At 68.4% G+C, this 19950-nt stretch carries 14 protein-coding genes; 12 read left to right on the top strand and 2 right to left on the bottom strand.

Features of this window, described 5'->3' with window-relative positions:
• Positions 1-12 precede the first annotated feature (12 nt).
• Positions 13-855 (bottom strand): hypothetical protein, encoded by an 843-nt coding sequence (locus ACIQ7D_RS13355; protein WP_403936858.1) that lies wholly within the window; start codon positions 853-855, stop codon positions 13-15.
• A gap of 163 nt (positions 856-1018) precedes the next feature.
• Positions 1019-1249 carry a hypothetical protein gene (locus ACIQ7D_RS13350; RefSeq protein ID WP_403936855.1) on the bottom strand — a complete coding sequence of 77 codons (231 nt, stop codon included), beginning with the start codon at positions 1247-1249 and terminating at the stop codon, positions 1019-1021.
• A 323-nt stretch (positions 1250-1572) separates the two neighbouring features.
• Here ACIQ7D_RS13350 and ACIQ7D_RS13345 point away from each other — a divergent pair, with 323 nt between their 5' ends.
• From ACIQ7D_RS13345 to ACIQ7D_RS13290, 12 genes are all read left to right on the top strand, one after another.
• Entirely contained in the window at positions 1573-4035 is a 2463-nt protein-coding gene (locus tag ACIQ7D_RS13345; protein ID WP_403936854.1) for an ABC transporter family substrate-binding protein, read from the top strand.
• Positions 4036-4465: 430 nt separating this feature from the next.
• On the top strand, positions 4466-6340 hold the full coding sequence (gene typA / locus ACIQ7D_RS13340; protein WP_403936852.1) for a translational GTPase TypA: 1875 nt from the start codon (positions 4466-4468) through the stop codon (positions 6338-6340).
• A gap of 549 nt (positions 6341-6889) precedes the next feature.
• The gene (locus ACIQ7D_RS13335) at positions 6890-8512 is read left to right on the top strand and encodes an ABC transporter substrate-binding protein (protein ID WP_403936850.1); all 1623 of its coding nucleotides are present in this window, start codon (positions 6890-6892) and stop codon (positions 8510-8512) included.
• A gap of 129 nt (positions 8513-8641) precedes the next feature.
• Positions 8642-9571, top strand: a complete 930-nt coding sequence (locus tag ACIQ7D_RS13330; RefSeq protein WP_384997552.1) for an ABC transporter permease — start codon at positions 8642-8644, stop codon at positions 9569-9571.
• The gene (locus ACIQ7D_RS13325) at positions 9564-10529 is read left to right on the top strand and encodes an ABC transporter permease (protein WP_403936848.1); all 966 of its coding nucleotides are present in this window, start codon (positions 9564-9566) and stop codon (positions 10527-10529) included. The genes ACIQ7D_RS13330 and ACIQ7D_RS13325 overlap by 8 nt, the downstream gene beginning before the upstream one ends.
• Positions 10530-10540: 11 nt before the next feature.
• Positions 10541-11599, top strand: coding sequence for an ABC transporter ATP-binding protein (locus ACIQ7D_RS13320; protein WP_403936846.1), 1059 nt, complete (start codon positions 10541-10543; stop codon positions 11597-11599).
• On the top strand, positions 11592-12758 hold the full coding sequence (locus ACIQ7D_RS13315; protein ID WP_403936845.1) for an ABC transporter ATP-binding protein: 1167 nt from the start codon (positions 11592-11594) through the stop codon (positions 12756-12758). The genes ACIQ7D_RS13320 and ACIQ7D_RS13315 overlap by 8 nt, the downstream gene beginning before the upstream one ends.
• 117 nt (positions 12759-12875) lie before the next feature.
• Positions 12876-13403 (top strand): SseB family protein, encoded by a 528-nt coding sequence (locus ACIQ7D_RS13310; RefSeq protein ID WP_403936843.1) that lies wholly within the window; start codon positions 12876-12878, stop codon positions 13401-13403.
• The gene (locus ACIQ7D_RS13305) at positions 13400-14071 is read left to right on the top strand and encodes a hypothetical protein (RefSeq protein WP_403936841.1); all 672 of its coding nucleotides are present in this window, start codon (positions 13400-13402) and stop codon (positions 14069-14071) included. The genes ACIQ7D_RS13310 and ACIQ7D_RS13305 overlap by 4 nt, the downstream gene beginning before the upstream one ends.
• A complete protein-coding gene (locus tag ACIQ7D_RS13300; protein ID WP_403936839.1) occupies positions 14068-18777 on the top strand; it encodes a putative T7SS-secreted protein in 4710 nt (1569 codons plus the stop codon). The genes ACIQ7D_RS13305 and ACIQ7D_RS13300 overlap by 4 nt, the downstream gene beginning before the upstream one ends.
• 20 nt (positions 18778-18797) lie before the next feature.
• The gene (locus ACIQ7D_RS13295) at positions 18798-19352 is read left to right on the top strand and encodes a hypothetical protein (protein ID WP_403936837.1); all 555 of its coding nucleotides are present in this window, start codon (positions 18798-18800) and stop codon (positions 19350-19352) included.
• A complete protein-coding gene (locus tag ACIQ7D_RS13290; protein WP_403936835.1) occupies positions 19349-19948 on the top strand; it encodes a DUF4291 domain-containing protein in 600 nt (199 codons plus the stop codon). Before ACIQ7D_RS13295 ends, ACIQ7D_RS13290 begins: the two co-directional genes overlap by 4 nt.
• Positions 19949-19950: the final 2 nt, after the last annotated feature.

Genomic DNA, 19950 nt, shown 5'->3' with positions numbered 1-19950 from the left:
TGACCGGCGGCACTAGAAGAGGCGCGGATCGTCGAAGACGCCCGTGGCCAGCAGATAGACGTAGAAGTCGCAGAGGGCGACGCTGATCAGCGAGGCCCAGGCGAGCCGCATGTGATGCGCGTTCAGCTTCCCCACCCAGCCCCAGAGCCGGTAGCGCACAGGGTGCTTCGAGAAGTGCCGCAGCCGGCCGCCGACGATGTGCCGGCAGGAGTGGCAGGAGAGGGTGTACGCCCAGATCAGCCCGATGTTGACGAGGAAGAGCAGCGTGCCCAGGCCCATATGGCCCCAGGCGTAGTGCTCGTCGCGAAACGTGAGGGCCGTGTCGTACGAGAGGATCCCGGCGACCGGCACCGCCGCGTAGAAGAAGTACCGGTGCAGATTCTGGAGGATCAGCGGGAAGCGGGTCTCGCCGGTGTACGTCGCGTGCGGCTCGGCGACGGCGCAGGCGGGCGGCGAGGCCCAGAAGCCCCGGTAGTAGGCCTTGCGGTAGTAGTAGCAGGTCAGCCGGAAGCCGAGCGGGAAGATCAGGATCAGCAGCGCGGGGGAGAGCCCCCACCAGCTTCCGAACAGCTCCCAGTTGGGGCCGTGCCGCATCGGGACACAGCTCTCGGCGAGACACGGCGAGTAGAACGGTGAGACGTACGGCGCCGCGTAGTAGTCGCCGTTGGCGAAGGCGCGCCAGGTCGAGTAGACGATGAAGGCGAAGAGCCCGGCGGCTGTCCCGGCGGGCGCGAGCCACCAGCGGTCGGTCCGCAGATGGCGGGGCGCGATGGCGGCGCGCGAGGCGCCGCGCACACCGCGTCCGCCGCGGGGCGCTTCGGTGCCGGGGGCCGGGGGCTGAGTACCGGTGGCCAACGAGGTCTCCTCGCAGTACGGGGGCCGGGAGGGGGCACGGGGGCGGGCGTGGGGCCCGCGCCCGTGCCGGGGCGAAGGCAGCGGCGAGGGCGAGGGCGAAGGGCGCAGGCCAGGGACGAAGGGCGCAGGCCGGGGCGGCTGGGCGCCCGGGCCGCGCGGGTCCTCAGGGGGCGCGCCGGTCCCGTACGCCCAGACCCTCGTCGTCCGAGTCCGTCCACAGGGCCGCGTCGTACGGGGTGTCGGGGATGGTGACCAGGTCGTCGGCCGGGCGGTCGCGCTCGGGCCGGAACTCGTTCTCGCGGGCCTGGGCCAGTAGGCCCTCCAGCCGCTCGACGGTGGACTCCAGGTCGTCGAGGCGGCGCAGGACCGCTGCCATCTCGTCTTGCAGGGACATGAGTTGCCCTCACTTCCACGATCGCCGGTGGCATGCGGGGATCCGCCGGGTGACCCGTCGGACGCTCTCTGTGTGCGGCTGCGAGTGTCGCGCGTCACACACCCGGTTGTGAAGGTGTCGGCCGGTCTTTTCGGAACGGGGCCCGGCCGGTCCTCGCGGGACGCCCGCCCGGGTGCGCGCCGGGGCGCGTTGCGCCGTGCGGGTGGCATTCACGGCGCGCGCCGACGTGTCTGCGCCGTCACTCCTGTCCCGTCCCCTTCAGTGAGTGGGCAATAGGTGTGATCATCTCTAAATTCCACAAACAGGACGAAGAGGTACAAGCCATGTCCCACGTCGGCGCCCCACGCGGGAGGACATGCTCCCGAACGCTCCGCTCCGTCGCGCTTCTGACCACCGGTGTGCTCGCCCTGCCCACCCTGTCCGCATGCACCTCGGAGACGGACGGGAGCGAGGCCTCGGCCGCCGCCGCCCCGGACATCGCGGCCACCCACCGGGACGGGGTCAAACAGGGCGGCTCCGTACGCTGGGCGATCGACACCATGCCCGCCACCCTCAACGCCTTCCAGGCCGACGCGGACGCGGCCACCGGCCGGATCGCCGACGCCGTACTGCCCTCGCTCTTCCGGACCGACAAGGCCGGGCGGCCGCAGCGCAACCCCGACTATCTGGAATCCGCCAAGATCGTCGAGCGGGAGCCCAAGCAGGTCGTGCTCTACAAGCTCAACCAGCAGGCGGTGTGGAGCGACGGCAGGGAGATCGGGGCACCGGACTTCGTGGCGCAGTGGCACGCCCTGCGCGGCAAGGACTCCGCGTTCTGGACGGCGCGCAACGCGGGCTACGAGCGGATCGAGAAGATCGAGCGCGGGGCGAACAACCTGGAGGTGCGTGTCACCTTCAACAAGCCCTACGCCGACTGGAAGTCCCTGTTCACCCCCCTCTATCCCAAGGAGGTGACGGGGAAGCCCAACGCCTTCAACGACGGCGCCAGGACCGCTCTGAAGAAGACGGCGGGCCCCTTCACCCTCAAGAAGGTGGACCGCAAGAGCAAGCAGGTCACGCTCGTCCGCGACCCGCGCTGGTGGGGACAGCCCGCCAAGCTCGACTCGCTCGTGCTGAGCGCCGTACCGCGCTCCAAGCGGGCCGCCGAACTCGCCGCGGGGAAGCTCGATCTCGCGGAGATCGACAGCGGCGCGGCGAAACGTATCGCCTTGGCGATCAAGGACAAGGGATCCGGCGGCCAGGCGCTCACCCACGGCCCCGGCTCCGAGACCACCCCCGCCTCCGCCCTCCGCTCCTGGGCGCTGGCCCACGGCTCCGACGAGGAGTCGGCCGAACTGGCGCAGGAGGCCAGGAAGGAGAACGCCGAGGCCGTCCAGCGGTACGCGACCGAACAGCGCGGACTGAGCGGGATCCTCGTCCGCAAGTCGCTGGAGCCCGCCTACACGCAGCTCGCCCTGAACGGGGAGTCCGGGCCGCTCGCCGACGAGCGGGTGCGGCGCGCCGTGGCCCGCGCGCTCGACCGCAAGGAGCTGGCCGAGACCGTACTCAAACCGCTCGACCTGCCGGCCAAGCCGCCGGGCAGCCATCTCGCCCTGGCCGGACAGCAGGCGTACGCGGACAGCAGCCGGGCGCTCGGCAAGCAGGACACGCACGAGGCGCTGGCGCTGCTGGCCGACGCGGGCTGGACGCCCGGCGGCGCGGTGAAGAAGCCGGACGGGACGAAGGCCGGGAGCGCGGGCGAGCGGAAGAAGGCCGCCGGGGAGAACGGCGAGGACGGCGGGACGACCGACGAGTCCGACGAGTCGACGACCGACGAGAAGCGCACCGAACGCGGCCGGCCCGGCCAGGAGTCCGACCAGGCCGCGAGCGGGAAGAAGCGGGACGCGGACGACGCGGCGGACGACGCCGCCACCGACGAGGGCATGTACATCGTCGGCGACGACGGCAAGCCGGGCCGCCCCGCGCCCCGCTCCGAGGCCGCCACGTACGTCCTCGCCCCCGCGACGGTCGCCGCCCTCCAGACCACCGCACTGCTGCGCCAGGCCGCCGCGGTCGACGACACCGACACCGCGCGGCAGGCCGTGAAGGCCGCCCAGGACAGCCAGGACCGGCCGGGCGGCATGGCGGGCGCGTACGCCCCGCGCGGTACGGAGGCCCCCGCGCCCAGCGCCGGGGCCAAGGGCTCCGCGTCCGCCTCGCCCGTCCCGGTCGGCGGCCCGCTCGGCAAGGAGGGCAAGCCCCTCACCCTCCGCTTCGTCCTGCCCGCCGGTGAGGGCACCGAGTCGCTGCGCGCCGTCGGCGAGCGGATCTCGCGGATGCTCGACCGCGTCGGGATCAGCACGGAGGTCACCAAGGTCGCCGACGACAGCTACTTCAAGGACCACATCGCCTCCGGCGACTATGACCTGGCGCTCTACTCCTGGCCCGCCAGCCCGTACCCGGCCACCGACGGCCGGCCGATCTACGCCAAGCCCGTCCCCGCCAGCGACGGATCGCTGCTGGTGGAGCAGAACTACACCCGGGTCGGTACGGACCACATCGACCAGCTCTTCAACCGTGCCGCCGCCGAACTCGACGAGAAGGCCTCCCGCGAGCTCGTCCGGCAGGCGGACGCCCGGATCTGGGCCGCCGCCGGATCCATCCCCCTCTACCAGCGCCCTCAGCTCGTGGCGGTCAAGCCGGGAGTGGTGAACGCGGGCGCCTTCGGTTTCGCCGCCCCCCGCTACGAGGACATCGGCTGGGAGAAGCCGGGCGACGCGGGCCCGAACGCCAACAAGAAGAAGTAGCCGACACCAGGAGGCGGCGCGAGGAACGGGAGAAGAAGGGGACGGGGCGGAAAACGGGAAGCGGCCCGCAAACAGCCGAGAAGCGCCAGGTCAGCGCCGCTTCGTAAGCTCAGGAACCCATCAATTCACTTGCCCGCCGGCCACCCCGGCGGGCAAGCTCGTTCCCGTCCCTGACCCGGGCGTCTCCACCCTGCTCCACCCTCCGTGTCCACCGCTCACACCCCCCGCGAGATCCACCGCTCACACCCCGCACGAGCACGCGCGCACCCCCCCGCGCCCACCCCCGCACCACCGTGATCCATCCCTCTCCGATCGGGCCGGGAAGCCCCATACGCCTTGGCCCCGTACGATGGAAGAGCCGTGGCGTGTCCGCCCGGCGGGCGTACGAGGAAAAACGCCGCACCCACGATCGAGAGAAGCGCCAGCCAGCATGCCCACGCGCCACGACATCCGTAACGTCGCCATCGTCGCCCACGTCGACCATGGCAAGACCACTCTGGTCGACGCCATGCTGAAGCAGGCCGGCGCCTTCGCCGCGCACGCCGCCGAGCACCTCGACGACCGGATGATGGACTCGAACGACCTGGAGCGTGAGAAGGGCATCACGATCCTCGCCAAGAACACGGCGGTGAAGTACCACCCGAAGTCGGGTGGCGACCCCATCACGATCAACATCATCGACACCCCCGGCCACGCCGACTTCGGCGGCGAGGTCGAGCGCGGTCTGTCGATGGTCGACGCGGTCGTCCTGCTCGTCGACGCGTCGGAAGGCCCGCTTCCGCAGACGCGCTTCGTGCTCCGCAAGGCCCTCCAGGCGAAGATGCCCGTCATCCTCTGCATCAACAAGACGGACCGCCCCGACTCCCGGATCGCCGAGGTCGTCGACGAGACGTACGACCTCTTCCTGGACCTGGACGCGACCGAGGAGCAGATCGAGTTCCCGATCGTCTACGCCTGCGCCCGCGACGGCGTCGCCTCGCTGACCAAGCCCGAGGACGGCACGGTCCCGGCCGACAGCGAGAACCTGGAGCCGTTCTTCTCCACGATCCTGGCCCATGTCCCGGCCCCCGAGTACGACGAGTCCGCGCCGCTCCAGGCCCATGTCACCAACCTGGATGCCGACAACTTCCTCGGCCGTATCGCGCTGTGCCGCGTCGAGCAGGGCGAGCTGAAGAAGGGCCAGACCGTTACGTGGATCAAGCGTGACGGCACGATGTCCAACGTCCGCATCACCGAGCTGATGATGACGGAGGCCCTGACCCGCAAGCCCGCCGAGAAGGCCGGCCCCGGCGACATCTGCGCCATCGCCGGTATCCCGGACATCATGATCGGCGAGACCCTGGCCGACCCCGAGAACCCGATCGCGCTGCCGCTGATCACGGTCGACGAGCCCGCGATCTCCATGACCATCGGTACGAACACCTCGCCGCTGGTCGGCAAGGGCGGCAAGGGCCACAAGGTCACCGCCCGCCAGGTCAAGGACCGCCTCGACCGCGAGCTGATCGGTAACGTCTCGCTGCGCGTCCTGGACACCGAGCGCCCCGACGCCTGGGAGGTGCAGGGCCGCGGTGAGCTGGCGCTGGCCATCCTGGTCGAGCAGATGCGCCGCGAGGGCTTCGAGCTGACCGTCGGCAAGCCGGAGGTCGTCACCAAGCAGGTCGACGGCAAGACGCACGAGCCGATCGAGCGCATGACGATCGACTCCCCCGAGGAGCACCTCGGCCCGATCACGCAGCTCATGGCGACCCGCAAGGGCCGTATGGAGACGATGACGAACCACGGCTCGGGGTGGATCCGCATGGAGTGGATCGTTCCGTCGCGCGGGCTCATCGGCTTCCGTACGGAGTTCCTCACGCAGACCCGCGGCACCGGCATCGCGCACTCCATCTTCGAGGGCCACGAGCCGTGGTTCGGCGAGCTGCGCACCCGTCACAACGGCTCGCTCGTGGCGGACCGCTCGGGCTCGGTGACGCCGTTCGCGATGGTCAACCTCCAGGAGCGCGGTGTCATCTTCACCGAGGCCGGCACCGAGGTGTACGAGGGCATGATCGTCGGCGAGAACTCGCGCGCCGACGACATGGACGTCAACATCACCAAGGAGAAGAAGCTCACCAACATGCGCGCCGCCTCCGCGGACACCACGGAGAACGTGGTGCCGGCGCGGAAGCTGTCGCTGGAGCAGTCCCTGGAGTTCTGCCGCGATGACGAGTGCATCGAGGTGACCCCGGAGACGGTCCGTATCCGCAAGGTCGTCCTGGACCAGAAGCAGCGCGGCCGTACCGCCTCGCGCGCCAAGCACGGCTGACGCGCTCCGGCCGGACCCGGCGGACACGCGGTCGACGCGGCTCCGTCCGGGCGCGGCCGGCGCTCGGGACCGGCTCCGGCCGGCACCCGCCGTACGGTCCTGGACGGGTACGTCATCAGGACCGGAGCAGGTACGCGGAACGACGGCCCGGCCCCTCGCGGAAGCGCGTCGGACCGGGCCGTTCGTCCATGCGATTCACACCCCTGGAACACCCCGGGGCTCGACCAGAACGTCCGGATATCGGATCGCACTCTCCGGAACATGTGTTAACAGTCCGTTTCGGGCCTGTCTGTCTGTTCTCGTTTGTCCGGATTTCGGGCGAGCATGGCCGGTCGATGTTGTCAAAACGAGACCCTTTAAGTGTGGTTTACAGGTCAGTCGTACTCAATAGTTGGCTCCGTTGAGCTCGGGTCAATGGGTCATGCGCGATGGGGAGCGCCGACTCACGAGCACACTCGGGGTACTGCCGACCAGTCCGCTGTCAGGGGTGTCAGCGCGCGTAGACAGTGCCCTTCTTGTAGTGACTAGTGGACTCATGAGGAGGAACCCATGCGCGGTGCCAAGAGCGCCAAGTGGGTAGTGGGCGCGATTGTCGTGGCCCTTTCGGCGACGGCTTGCGGCGGCGGAAGCGATGACAGCAGTGACTCGGCGTCGAAGGAGAAGGGCAAGCCTGCGGGCTACATCTCCATGGACAACGGTGAGCCTCAGAAGCCGCTGATCCCGGCCGACACCAACGAGTCGGTGGGCTCCAACGTCATCAGGTCGCTGTTCACCCAGTTGCTGGAGTTCGACAAGGACGGCGGGATCGTCTACACGAACGCCGAGTCGATCAAGACGACCGACTCGAAGACGTGGACGGTCAAGCTCAAGGACGGCTGGAAGTTCCACGACGGCACCCCCGTCACGGCCGAGTCGTACGTCAAGGCGTGGAACTGGTACGCCAACGTCGACAACAACATGCAGAACGCCTTCTGGTTCGGTGACATCGCCGGTTACGCCGACGTCCACCCGGAGAAGGGCAAGGCGAAGAAGGACAGCATGTCCGGACTGAAGGTCGTCGATGACACGACCTTCACCATCGAGCTCACCGAGGGTGTGCCGTACTTCGAGTACAAGCTCGGCTACTCCACCTTCGCGCCGCTGCCCGAGGTCTTCTACAAGGACACCAAGGCGTTCGGCCAGGCTCCGGTGGGCAACGGTCCCTACGCCTTCGAGAAGTGGGACCACAAGAAGCTCATCCAGGTCAAGGCCAACCCTGACTACAAGGGTCCGAACAAGGCCAAGAACAAGGGTGTCCTCTTCAAGAACTACGCGACCGTCGAGGCCGCGTACCAGGACCTGCTCTCCGGCAACCTGGACCTGATCAAGCAGGTCGGCCCGAAGGACCTGCCGAAGTACAAGGCGGACCTCGGCGACCGTGTGATCGATGAGCCGTGGGCCGGTCTCCAGACCATCACGCCGGTGTTCTACTCGAAGACCTTCAAGGGGATCAACCCCAAGGTCATCCAGGGCCTGTCGATGGGTATCGACCGTGCCACGATCACCAAGACGGTCCTCAACGGCACCCGTAACCCGGCCACCAGCTTCACCCCGCCCGGTGTCGCCGGCCACCAGAACCTGAACACCGACGTCTTCACGTTCGACGCCGCGAAGGCGAAGAAGCTCGTCACCGAGAACGGTGGCGTCCCGGACAACAAGATGTGGATCCAGTACAACGCCGACGGCGGCCACAAGGAGTGGGTGACCGCGGTCTGCGAGTCGATCCGTAACTCCACCGGTGTGGACTGCGTCCCGGACGCCAAGCCGGACTTCCAGACCGACCTGGAGGCGCGTGACAACAAGCAGGTCAAGTCCGCGTACCGTGGTGGCTGGGTCGCCGACTACCCGGTGAACGCCAACTTCATGAAGGAGCTGTACGGCACCGGCGCCGAGGCCAACAACGGCTTCTTCTCCGACAAGGAAGTCGACGCGGCCTTCAAGAAGGGCGACAACGCCAAGTCCCTGGACGACTCGGTCAAGGCGTTCCAGGACGCGGAGCAGTTGCTCCTGGAGAAGATGCCGGCGATCCCGCTGTGGGAGTACAAGACCAACGGCGGTTACTCCAAGGCTGTGGACAACGTGGGGATCGACTTCCACGGTGACTACGTCCTCACCGACGTCACCGTCAAGTAGCTCACACAGCGGCCCGAGGGCCATCCCCCCCCACTCGGCCAGAAACCGCGACTGCGGTAGTCCCGGGGCCGCTCCCCTCCTTCACGGGGAGCGGCCTTCGGGGCTGAAGTTATTCATTCGGAGGCACACATGGGGCGTTATGTCGCGCGGCGACTGCTCCAGATGATCCCGGTGTTCATCGGGTCAACCCTGCTGGTCTTCTCCATGATGTTCGCGCTGCCCGGCGACCCGGTGCGCGCGCTCGCCGGCGAGCAGACCGTCGATCCCTCGCAGATCGCTGCGATGAAGAAGGATCTCGGGCTCGATCTGCCGCTCTGGCACCAGTACTGGAACTATCTGACCGGCCTGTTCCAGGGTGATTTCGGAACCCAGATCGCCAGTGGGCGACCTGTCGCCGACATCATCTCCGAGGCGTTCCCGATCACGGTCCGGTTGGCCCTGTTCGCCTTCGCCTTCACCGTGCTCGTCGGTATATCGATGGGGGTCTTCGCCGGTCTGAAGGCCGACACCCTCCGGGACCGCGGGCTGCTCATCATCACCCTTCTGCTGATCTCCGTTCCGTCCTTCGTGCTCGGCTTCCTCGGCCAGTACTTCTTCGCCTTCCAGCTCGGCTGGGTGGACCCGAACGTGAGCGGGGAAGCGAACTGGGACGAACTGTTCCTGCCGGCCGTGGTGCTCGGCTCCCTCTCGCTCGCGTACGTGGCACGGCTCACCCGTACCTCGATCGCGGAGAACCTCCGCTCCGACTACATGCGCACCGCGGTGGCCAAGGGGCTGCCGCGCCGTCGTATCGTCGGAGTGCACCTGATGCGCAACTCCATGATCCCGGTGGTCACCTTCCTCGGCACCGACCTGGGCGCCCTGCTGGGCGGCGCGGTCGTGACCGAGGGCATCTTCAACGTCAAGGGTGTCGGCTACGCCACCTTCGACGCGCTCAGGCACCGGGAGGGCGCCACGGTCGTGGGCATCGTGACCCTGATCGTGGTCGTGTATCTCGTCGCCAGCCTGCTCGTCGACCTGCTTTACGCGGTCCTGGACCCGAGGATCCGTTATGCCTGAGGCACTCAAGGACACCACCAAGGACACCGGTGGGGTGAAACCGGCCGAGGCACTGGCGGAGAACCCGGCGTCGCCCGCCGACGGCTCGATGGGCAAGCCCCGCAGCCTCTGGTCGGACGCCTGGCACGATCTGCGGCGCAACCCGCTCTTCCTCGTCTCGGCCGTGCTGATCGCGCTGCTGCTGGTGATGGCGGTCTTCCCCGGGCTGTTCACCGGCGCGGACCCGCGGTACGCGGACCTCGCCCACCACTACCTGCAGAAGCCGAACTGGAGCCACTTCTTCAAGGAGGACTGGTTCGGGTACGACATCCAGGGCCGCTCGATCTACGCGCGCGTGATCTACGGGGCCCGCGCCTCGATCACGGTCGCCCTCGTCGTCACCGCGCTCGTCACCGTGCTCGGTACGGTCGTCGGCATGCTCGCCGGATACTTCGGCGGCTGGATCGACACGCTGCTGTCCCGGATCACCGACATCTTCTTCGGCGTGCCCTTCATCCTCGGCGCGATGGTCGTCCTGACCTCCTTCGAGGAGCGTCATGTGTACGTGGTGATCCTGGCCCTGGCCTTCCTCGGCTGGACCCAGATCGCCCGTGTCGCCCGAGGCTCGGTGCTCACCGTCAAGCAGGCGGACTATGTGATGGCGGCCAAGGCGCTCGGCGCCTCGACCACCCGGATCCTGCTCCGGCACATCCTGCCCAACGCCATCGCGCCGGTCATCGTCGTCGCCACCATCGCGCTCGGCGGCTACATCTCCGCCGAGGCCACGCTGTCCTTCCTGGGGATCGGCCTCGCCGAGCCGACCGTCTCGTGGGGTGTCGACATCTCCTCGGGCCAGGAGCAGCTCCGTAACGCCGCGTTCGTCCTGATCATCCCGTCCGTCATGGTGTCGATCACGGTTCTGGCGTTCATCATGCTCGGCGATGCGGTACGCAACGCCCTCGACCCCAAGCTGCGCTGAGGGAGGCGTACATGACCATCATCGAGAAGACAGCGGACCGTTCCGCTCCGCAGAACGCGGACGGCGACAGCGGCATGCTGCTGGAAGTCCGTGACCTGCACGTGGAGTTCCACACCCGGGACGGTGTGGCCAAGGCGGTCAACGGGGTCAACTACAGCGTCGCCGCCGGGGAGACCCTGGCCGTGCTGGGCGAGTCGGGCTCCGGCAAGTCCGTCACCGCACAGGCGATCATGGGCATCCTCGACATGCCTCCCGGCCGTATCCCCCAGGGAGAGATCCTCTTCCGGGGACAGGACATGCTCAAGATGAGCAACGACGAGCGGCGCAAGATCCGCGGCCGGAAGATCGCGATGATCTTCCAGGACGCGCTCTCCTCGCTCAACCCGGTGCTCTCCGTCGGCTACCAGCTCGGCGAGATGTTCCGGGTGCACCAGGGCCTCTCCAAGAAGGAGGCCAAGGCCAAGTCCATCGAGCTGATGGACCGGGTCCGTATCCCGGCGGCCAAGGACCGGGTGAACGACTACCCGCACCAGTTCTCGGGGGGTATGCGCCAGCGCATCATGATCGCCATGGCGCTGGCCCTGGAGCCCGACCTGATCATCGCGGATGAGCCGACGACGGCGCTCGACGTGACCGTGCAGGCCCAGGTGATGGATCTCCTCGCCGAGCTCCAGCGCGAGTTCAACATGGGGCTGATCCTGATCACCCACGACCTCGGCGTCGTGGCCGATGTCGCGGACAAGATCGCGGTGATGTACGCGGGCCGGATCGTGGAGACCGCGCCGGTCCACGAGATCTACAAGCGTCCGGCGCACCCGTACACACGGGGGCTGCTGGACTCGATCCCGCGCCTGGACCAGAAGGGCCACGAGCTCTACGCGATCAAGGGCCTCCCGCCCAACCTGCTGAAGATCCCCAGCGGTTGCGCCTTCAACCCGCGCTGCCCCTCGGCGCAGGACATCTGCCGTACGGAGGTCCCCGCCCTGGCGCAGGTGACCGAGCGGGACGGCGGCGAGCTGCCGGGACGCGGCAGCGCATGCCACTTCTGGAAGGAGACGATCCATGGCTGAGCCGGCGAAACGTGACGAGGCCATGGACGGCGCGGACGCGGTGGACACCACCCCGAACGTCACCGAGGTGGACGTGGTCGACGCGGGGACCGAGTCGGCCTCCGTCGCCGCGATCGAGGCGCCCGTCGAGCGGGGCGAGCCGATCCTCCAGGTCCGTAACCTCGTCAAGCACTTCCCGCTGACGCAGGGCATCCTCTTCAAGCGGCAGGTCGGCGCGGTCAAGGCCGTGGACGGCATCTCCTTCGACCTGTACCAGGGCGAGACCCTGGGCATCGTCGGCGAGTCCGGCTGTGGCAAGTCCACCGTCGCCAAGCTGCTGATGATGCTGGAGACGGCCACCGCAGGCGAGGTCTTCTTCAAGGGCCAGGACATCACGAAGCTGTCCGGGCGGGCGCTGAAGGCGGTACGGCGCAACATCCAGATGGTGTTCCAGGACCCGTACACCTCGCTCAACCCCCGGATGACGGTGGGCGACATCATCGGGGAGCCGTTCGACATCCACCCCGAGGTGGCGCCGAAGGGCGACCGGCGGCGCCGGGTCCAGGACCTGCTGGACGTGGTGGGCCTCAACCCGGAGTACATCAACCGCTATCCGCACCAGTTCTCCGGCGGTCAGCGCCAGCGCATCGGCATCGCCCGCGGCCTCGCGCTCAACCCCGAGGTCATCATCTGCGACGAGCCGGTCTCGGCGCTGGACGTCTCCGTCCAGGCGCAGGTCATCAACCTGATGGAGAAGCTCCAGGACGAGTTCAACCTCTCCTACATCTTCATCGCGCACGACCTGTCGATCGTCCGGCACATCTCCGACCGGGTGGGCGTCATGTACCTCGGCAAGATGGCCGAGATCGGTACGGACACCCAGATCTACGACCACCCGACGCACCCCTACACCCAGGCGCTGCTGTCGGCGGTCCCGGTCCCCGACCCGGAGGCCCGCGAGGGCCGCGAGCGGATCATCCTCACCGGAGACGTCCCCTCCCCGGCGAACCCGCCGTCCGGCTGCCGCTTCCGCACCCGCTGCTGGAAGGCGCAGGACCGGTGCGCGGAGGAGGTGCCGCTGCTCGCGATTCCGGAGCGCTTCAAGGACTCGGACAGCGGGAGCGCGCACGAGTCGGCGTGCCACTTCGCGGAGGAGAAGGACGTGGTCCACGCGGCCTGACGTCTGTCCTTCGTGAGCGTGGCCCGGAACCGTACGGACGGTTCCGGGCCACGCCGCGTTCGCGGTCCGCTGTTTCGGCGTTGCGTTGGGTAATACGATCACGAGAGAATCCGGCTCATGACCACGAGCGGCGAGGCGACACCAGGGCGCGAACGGCCCCTGAGACTGGCGGACCTGGCCCGCTCGGAGGCCGGGGAACGGTCGGCGCCGGGCCCCTCGCCGGTCTCCCCGCCGGCGCCGCCCGCCGACAGGATCGCGGCGGCGAGGGCGGAGTTCGCGGCGTTGCTGGGGGAATTCCGGCGTACGGCCGTACTCGTCCCGGACGACGGCCAGGGCGGCCTCTGGACGGCGGAGCAGGGCGGGATCCGGTGGATCTGCGCCTTCTCGGACGAGGCCGCGCTGGCCCGGTTCGCGCTCGCGCGCGGGGAGGCGGCGCGGGAGTGGGCCTACCGTACGGTGCTGGGCGCCCGTCTGCTGGACGTGATGGTGCCGCTGCTGGGCGTGCCCGCCGGAGTGGCCCTGGACGCGGGCAGCCCCGGCGGGACGCTCTTCCCGCCGGTGGCCGGGGTGGTGCCGGAGACGGCGGCGGTGGACGCCGGAGCCGCCGCGGCGGTGGACCCGGGACGAGCGGGTGGCACGCGATGAGCGGCGACGTACCGGACCTCGACGCCCCGGACGAGGCGCTGGCGCTGATAGCCCAGGGCATCGACAAGGCGCACGGCGAACTGAAGGACCTCGGGGCGATCGGCCGGGCGACCGCGGGCCGGGGCTTCTCGGAACTCGCCCTGACCGGCCTGGAGTTGGGTCACGCGGGGCTGGCCGCGCAGTTCGACACGTTCTGCGAACGCTGGGAGTGGGGCGTACGGGCCCTGATGCGGCGAGGGAACAACTTCGCCTCCGGAGTGGGTCTTTCGGCCGGGGCCTTCCACGAGCAGGAGCAGTACATCAAGGGCACGTTCAAGATCGCGGTGAACTCGGTGAACGGGAACCCGCACCTCGGCGAGGAAGAGGTCGAGGGCAAGAGCTGGGACGAGATCCGCTCGCAGACGACGACGGACGGTGCCGACTACAGCACCGAGTCCTTGGTGGAGGCGCACGGCGAGGTGAAGCAGAACTGGGGCGACACCATGTACGTGGCGGAGAGGAAAGCGCTGAAGGACCTCCAGGAGGCGGGCGTCGTGAGCCCGGAACTGGGAGAAGCCGGGGAGAGGAAGCTCCACGACACCTTCGGCCCTTCGGAGGCGGCCGTCCAGCAGGCGGATGAGCGGTACGGGACGGGCGGCGCGCCGGATGCCGGGGCGGACAGCCGGTGACCGACTGGGGGGAACTGGCCGACAAGGGGCTCGGAAAGCTGGAGGCCGGCTGGGAGGCCGGCAAGCGCAAGGTCGGCGAGGGCGTCGACTGGGCGACGGACAAGGCCGGCGCCGGTCTGGAGTACGCGGGCGCCGACGGCCTCGCGGACAAGGTCGAGGACTGGGGCGACAGCGCCGCGTCCTCGCTGGGCGCGAAGGTGGGGGAGCAGCAGCTCGGCCGGAGCGAGGAGGCCGACGAGCTGATCCACGGCAGTCGGGCCAGGATCACCGCGAGCGTCAAGAACCTTGAGGACTTCCGCGACGCGTTCGACCTGGTCGGCGGCGGGATGAAGAAGCTGGACCCCAGCCGCTGGAAGGGCGCGGCGGCCGACACCTTCCGGGAGAAGTTCGCCCCGCTCGCCGGGGACTGGCTGCGCGCGGCGGACTCGTTCGGGGATGCGGCGAAGGCACTGGAGACGTACGGGACGACCGTCACCTGGGCGCAGGGCGAGGCCAGGGAGGCGATCGCCCTCCACCGTGCGGGTGAGAGCGCCTCCAAGGCGGCGGTGGACGCGTACAACAAGAAGGTCGACGCCTACAACGCCGCCAGGAACGGCCCCGAACCCCTCCCCGATCCGGGCGAGTTCACCGACCCGGGCGAGGCGCGGCGCGAACGGGCGCGGGAGATCCTGACCGAGGCCCGCCGCCAGCGCGACGAGGCGGGCGACACGGCGAGCAAGGCGATCGCGGCGGCCCTGGCCCACGCGCCCGCGCTTCCTTCGGCGACGGAGCGGGCGAAACTCGGCCTGTTCGACTCCTCCGTCGGCGAGGCCACGGAACTGACCCACTTCGGCGCGGGCGCCGTCAAGGCCACGGCCGGCATGGTCAACTTCGCCCGCTCGGTCAACCCGATGGACGCCTACAACATCACGCACCCGGCCGACTACTACAAGAGCGTCAACATGACGCTGGCAGGCCTGGTCGCGACGGGCGCCGACCCCGATCAGGCACTCAAGGACGCTTGGGTCGCGGCCAAGAAGGACCCGAGCGAGTTCTTCGGCCGGATCGTGCCCGAACTGTTCGGTACGAAGGGTGCGGGGCGGGCGGCCTCTGTGACACGTGCCGGGATCAAGGACGGTGTGAAGGCGGGAGGAAGACGGGGCGCGCGCGAGGGGGTCAAGGAAGATCCCGTGGGCAACAGCAGGCGGCATGACGAAAAGACCTGCAAGGGGGACCCGGTCGATGTCGCCACGGGAAGGATGATCCTGCCCCAGACGGACATCGCGCTGCCCGGGTCGCTTCCGCTGGTGTTCGCGCGGACCTTCGAGTCGTCGTACCGCGCGGGCGGCTGGTTCGGCCCGACCTGGGCGAGCACGGTCGACCAGCGGCTGGAGATCGACTCCGAAGGCGTGGTCCTCGTAGGGGAGGACGGCAGCCTGCTCGCCTACCCGCATCCGGCGCCGGGCGTTCCCGTCCTGCCGTTCCACGGGCAGCGCTGGCCGCTGGACCGGGACGTGGACGGCGGCTACACGGTCACGGATCCGGCCACCGGCCAGGTCCGCCACTTCACCGGACACAACGACGACCTGGCGCTCCTCGCACAGATCGACGACCGCAACGGCAACTGGATCGCCTTCGAGTACGACGCCGCCGGAGCCCCCACGGCGATCGCCCACCACGGCGGCTACCACCTGAAACTCGCCACCGCCGAGGGGCGCCTCACCGCCCTGCATCTGGTGGGGGCGGCTCCTGACGGCACCGACCAGGAGATTCTTCGGTACGCCTACACGGACGGCCACCTGACCGAGGTCACCAACTCCTCGGGCCTGCCTCTGCGTTTCGGCAATGATGAGCACGGCCGCATCACGTCCTGGACGGACACCAACGGCAGCCGCTTCGACTACGTCTACGACGCACGCGACCGCTGTACGTACCAGAGCGGCGCGGCGGGCCATCTGGCCGCCACCTTCGGCTACGAGGAGACCGACCCGGAGAACCCGGGCTCCGGCCTGAGCGTCACCACGCTCACCAACTCGCTCGGCCACAGCAGCCGTTACCTCATCAACGCGGACGTCCAGGTCGTCGCGGAGATCGACCCGGCCGGCGCGGTCACCCGCTTCGAGCGGGACCGCTACCACCGGCTGCTGTCGCGGACCGACCCGCTCGGCAGGACGACGAGGTTCGCGTACGACGCGGACGGCAACCTCGTCGAGGCCGAACGCCCGGACGGCCGGACGACAACGCTGACGTACAACGCCCTGGGCCTGCCGACCACGGTCCGCGCGACGGACGGCACGGTACGGCGCTACGCCTACGACGACCGGGGCAACCTCGTCTCGGCCACCGACCAGGCCGGTGTCACCACGCGCTCCACGTACGACGAGGCGGGCCGCCTCCTGACGACGACCGACGGGCTCGGCCACACCACCCGCGTACGGTGCGACCCGGCCGGGCTGATCACGGAGGTCGCCGACCCGCTGGGCGCGGTGAAGCGCTGCGTACGGGACGGCTTCGGCCGCCCGGTGACCCTGACCGACGCGCTCGGGGCGACCACCCGCCTGGAGTGGACGGCGGAGGGCAGGCTCGCCCGGCGTACCGCCCCGGACGGCGCGGCGGAGTCCTGGACGTACGACGGCGAGGGCAACACCACCGGCCACACCGACCCGCTGGGCGCTGTCTCCCGCTTCGAATACGGCCACTTCGACCTCCTGACGGCCCGCACAGGACCGGACGGCGCCCGCTACGAGTTCACCCACGACACCGACCTCAACCTCACCCGGGTGACCAACCCGCAGGGCCTCACCTGGGAGTACGGATACGACCCGACCGGCCGCGTCGTATCCGAAACGGACTTCGACGACCGTGTCCTCCGCTACACCTATGACGCGGCAGGAGCCCTCCACTCCCGTACCAACGGCATGGGCCAGACGATCCTTTACGAGCGCGACGTGCTCGGCAGGATCGAGTCCAAGGATGCCGACGGTGCGGTGACGAGGTACGCGTACGACCTGACCGATGGCCTTGCCGAGGCGGTCGGCCCGGACGCCACGCTCACCCTGCTCCGCGACCGGGCGGGCCGCCTGGTCTCCGAGACGGTCGCGGGCCGTACGACCTCGTACGCGTACGACGCCCTGGGGCGGCGCACACGCAGGACCACGCCCACGGGAGCCACGGCGGAGTGGACGTACGACGCGGCGGATCAGCGCACCTCCCTGACCACGGCGGGCCGCACGATCACCTTCGAACGGGACGCGGCCGGCAATGAACTCGCCCGCCGCATCGGGGACGCCGTCACTCTCACCCAGGAGTGGGACGCGATGGGCCGCCTCACCGCGCACACGGTCTCCGGCACGGTGCGCGGCCTCCAGCGCCGCACGTACAGCTACCGCGCCGACGGCAACCTCACCGCCATGGAGGACCAGCTCACCGGCGCCCGCCGCTACGACCTGGACGGGGCGGGCCGGGTGACCGCCGTCCATGCCAGGGACTGGACGGAGGGGTACGCGTACGACGAGGCGGGCAACCAGACGGAAGCCACCTGGCCCGCGACCCACCCCGGCGCGGAGGCGACAGGCCCCCGCACCTACACGGGCACCCGCATCACCCGCGCGGGCGGCGTCCACTACACGCACGACGCCCAGGGCCGCACGACCGAGCGCCGCAGGACCCGCCTCTCCCGCACCCCCGACACCTGGCGCTACACCTGGGACGCCGAGGACCGCCTGACGGACGTCACCACCCCCGACGGCACCCACTGGCACTACCTCTACGACCCCCTGGGCCGCCGCACCGCCAAACAGCGCCTGGCGGCCGACGGCGCTACGGTCGAGGAACAGGTGGACTTCACCTGGGACGGCACCACCCTCTGCGAACAGACCACCCACACCCCCGCCCAGCCCCACCGGATCACCCTCACCTGGCACCACCAGGGCCTGCACCCCCTGACCCAGACCGAACGCATCACGTCGACGGACACCCAGGAGGTCATCGACGAACGCTTCTTCGCCATCGTCACGGACCTGGTCGGCACCCCCACGGAACTGATCGACGACCACGGCGCCACGGCATGGCACACCCGCACCACCCTCTGGGGCACGACAACCTGGAATACGAGGGCCACGGCGTACACGCCGCTGCGCTTCCCGGGCCAGTACTTCGACCCGGAAACGGGCCTGCACTACAACTACTTCCGCCACTACGACCCGGAAACGGGCCGCTACCTCAGCCAGGATCCGCTGGGCTTGGGGCCGGCTCCGAATCCGGCGACGTATGTCCGTAATCCCCATACCTGGTCTGACCATCTGGGTCTCGCTCCGGACGACTGCAAGACCACGGTCTATCGGAAGCAGACGGCGCACCCACTCAGCCAGCGGGTGCACGTTGATGCGAACGGAAACGTAAACATATCTGGAAATCAGCAGCTCTACCTAAACATGAGCGGAGATATACGGCATACGCTTGAATTCCGATCGGGAGACGGTGGGCAGATTGTATCGTTCGACGTCCAGAGGAGCTATATCGAGCATGTCCGAAGGGAGGCCGTACCCCAGGAGAATCCTCCCGAAATGGGCTTCACCAAAAGGGAGTGGAAAGAACTGAAGAGGGATTATCCGGAAATTTCAGACCCAAGTAGAGGGGATGATCTGTACGGAATTCCAGCAAATCTGCTGGAAGAGCTCCGAAGGAATATTATTCCCGGCTCTGGTAAAATTATTCAGAATGAGTAGCGGCCTGATGAGGATAATAAATGTTGCATGAAATCGGAGACCTCCAACTGGAGAGGTCTCGCACTTCTGAACGTCCAGATTTTTCATCCGCCCCTCCGGTCCTTGCTCACTTTGATCTGGCGATCGAGGTACCTGCTGCCGAGTATTCGATTCGGCTTCGATCTGCCGTGAGCGCGGTTTTGACACTCGCGATGTCGGAGGAGTTCGAGGATGATGATTTTCCCGTTGATACCATACCCGCCTGGTTCAGTGCAGTGTGCCACGAGGGTGATGGTCTCGTCGAGGATTTCGCCCGAATGGGCAGTTTGAGCTACGCCGAGAAGACTGGAAGAGGTCCCTGGGCTTTGCGGTCTTGGCTGTACCGATTTGATCCGGAAGTGGAGGTGCGGGGGTGGTCGTGGTGGGATCTGACGTCCCTGCCGAACGGAGGGCTGAGACTTTGGGCCGATACCTGGGGTGAGCCGTCCTTCGCGTGGGAGGATTTGCGTTGGCTTCTGTACGCGTGCGGTGCGCGTGAGGTCGAAGGTCCGATCCTCAGGCGTCCAGAGGTATGGGCAGCAGAGGAATCCGTATGACTGAGAAAATTCGTGCGGTTTTCACGGAAGAAACCGTCACGGTGTATCAGGCCTATCCGGCGAGGATCGCTGATCCCGCAGTGGCCGCGGGAACATTCGTCGATCCGTTCAAGCGCACCCGGATGACGTGGATCAAGCCCTCGTTCCTCTGGATGATGTATCGCTCGGGCTGGGCTACGAAACCGGACCAGGAGCGGATCCTGTCCATCGAGATCACGAGGGACGGATTCGAGTGGGCTCTTTCCCATGCGTGCCTCAGCCATCTCGACCGCACCCGCTTTCGTGACAAGGCGGAGTGGCGGGCGGAGCTGGAGTCGAGTCCGGTCCGGGTGCAGTGGGACCCGGACCGCGATACCGGGCTGAATGCGCTGTCCCGGCGCGCCATTCAGATCGGTCTGTCGGGGGAAGCGGTCGAGAGGTATCTGGATGACTGGATCGTCGGCATGACCGACATCACCGGCATGGTCGGCGATATTGAGCAGGCGGTTCGTGCTGGGGATCACGAAGAAGTGACTGCCCTGCTGCCGGTGGAGCGTGAGTATCCGCTTCCGGCGGCCGTGGGGGAACGCATCGCGCTCAAGCGGACATCGTCGTGATC

Source organism: Streptomyces sp. NPDC096310 (assembly GCF_044763125.1).
GTDB lineage: Bacteria > Actinomycetota > Actinomycetes > Streptomycetales > Streptomycetaceae > Streptomyces.
This window is presented reverse-complemented; position numbering and strand designations above follow the sequence as displayed.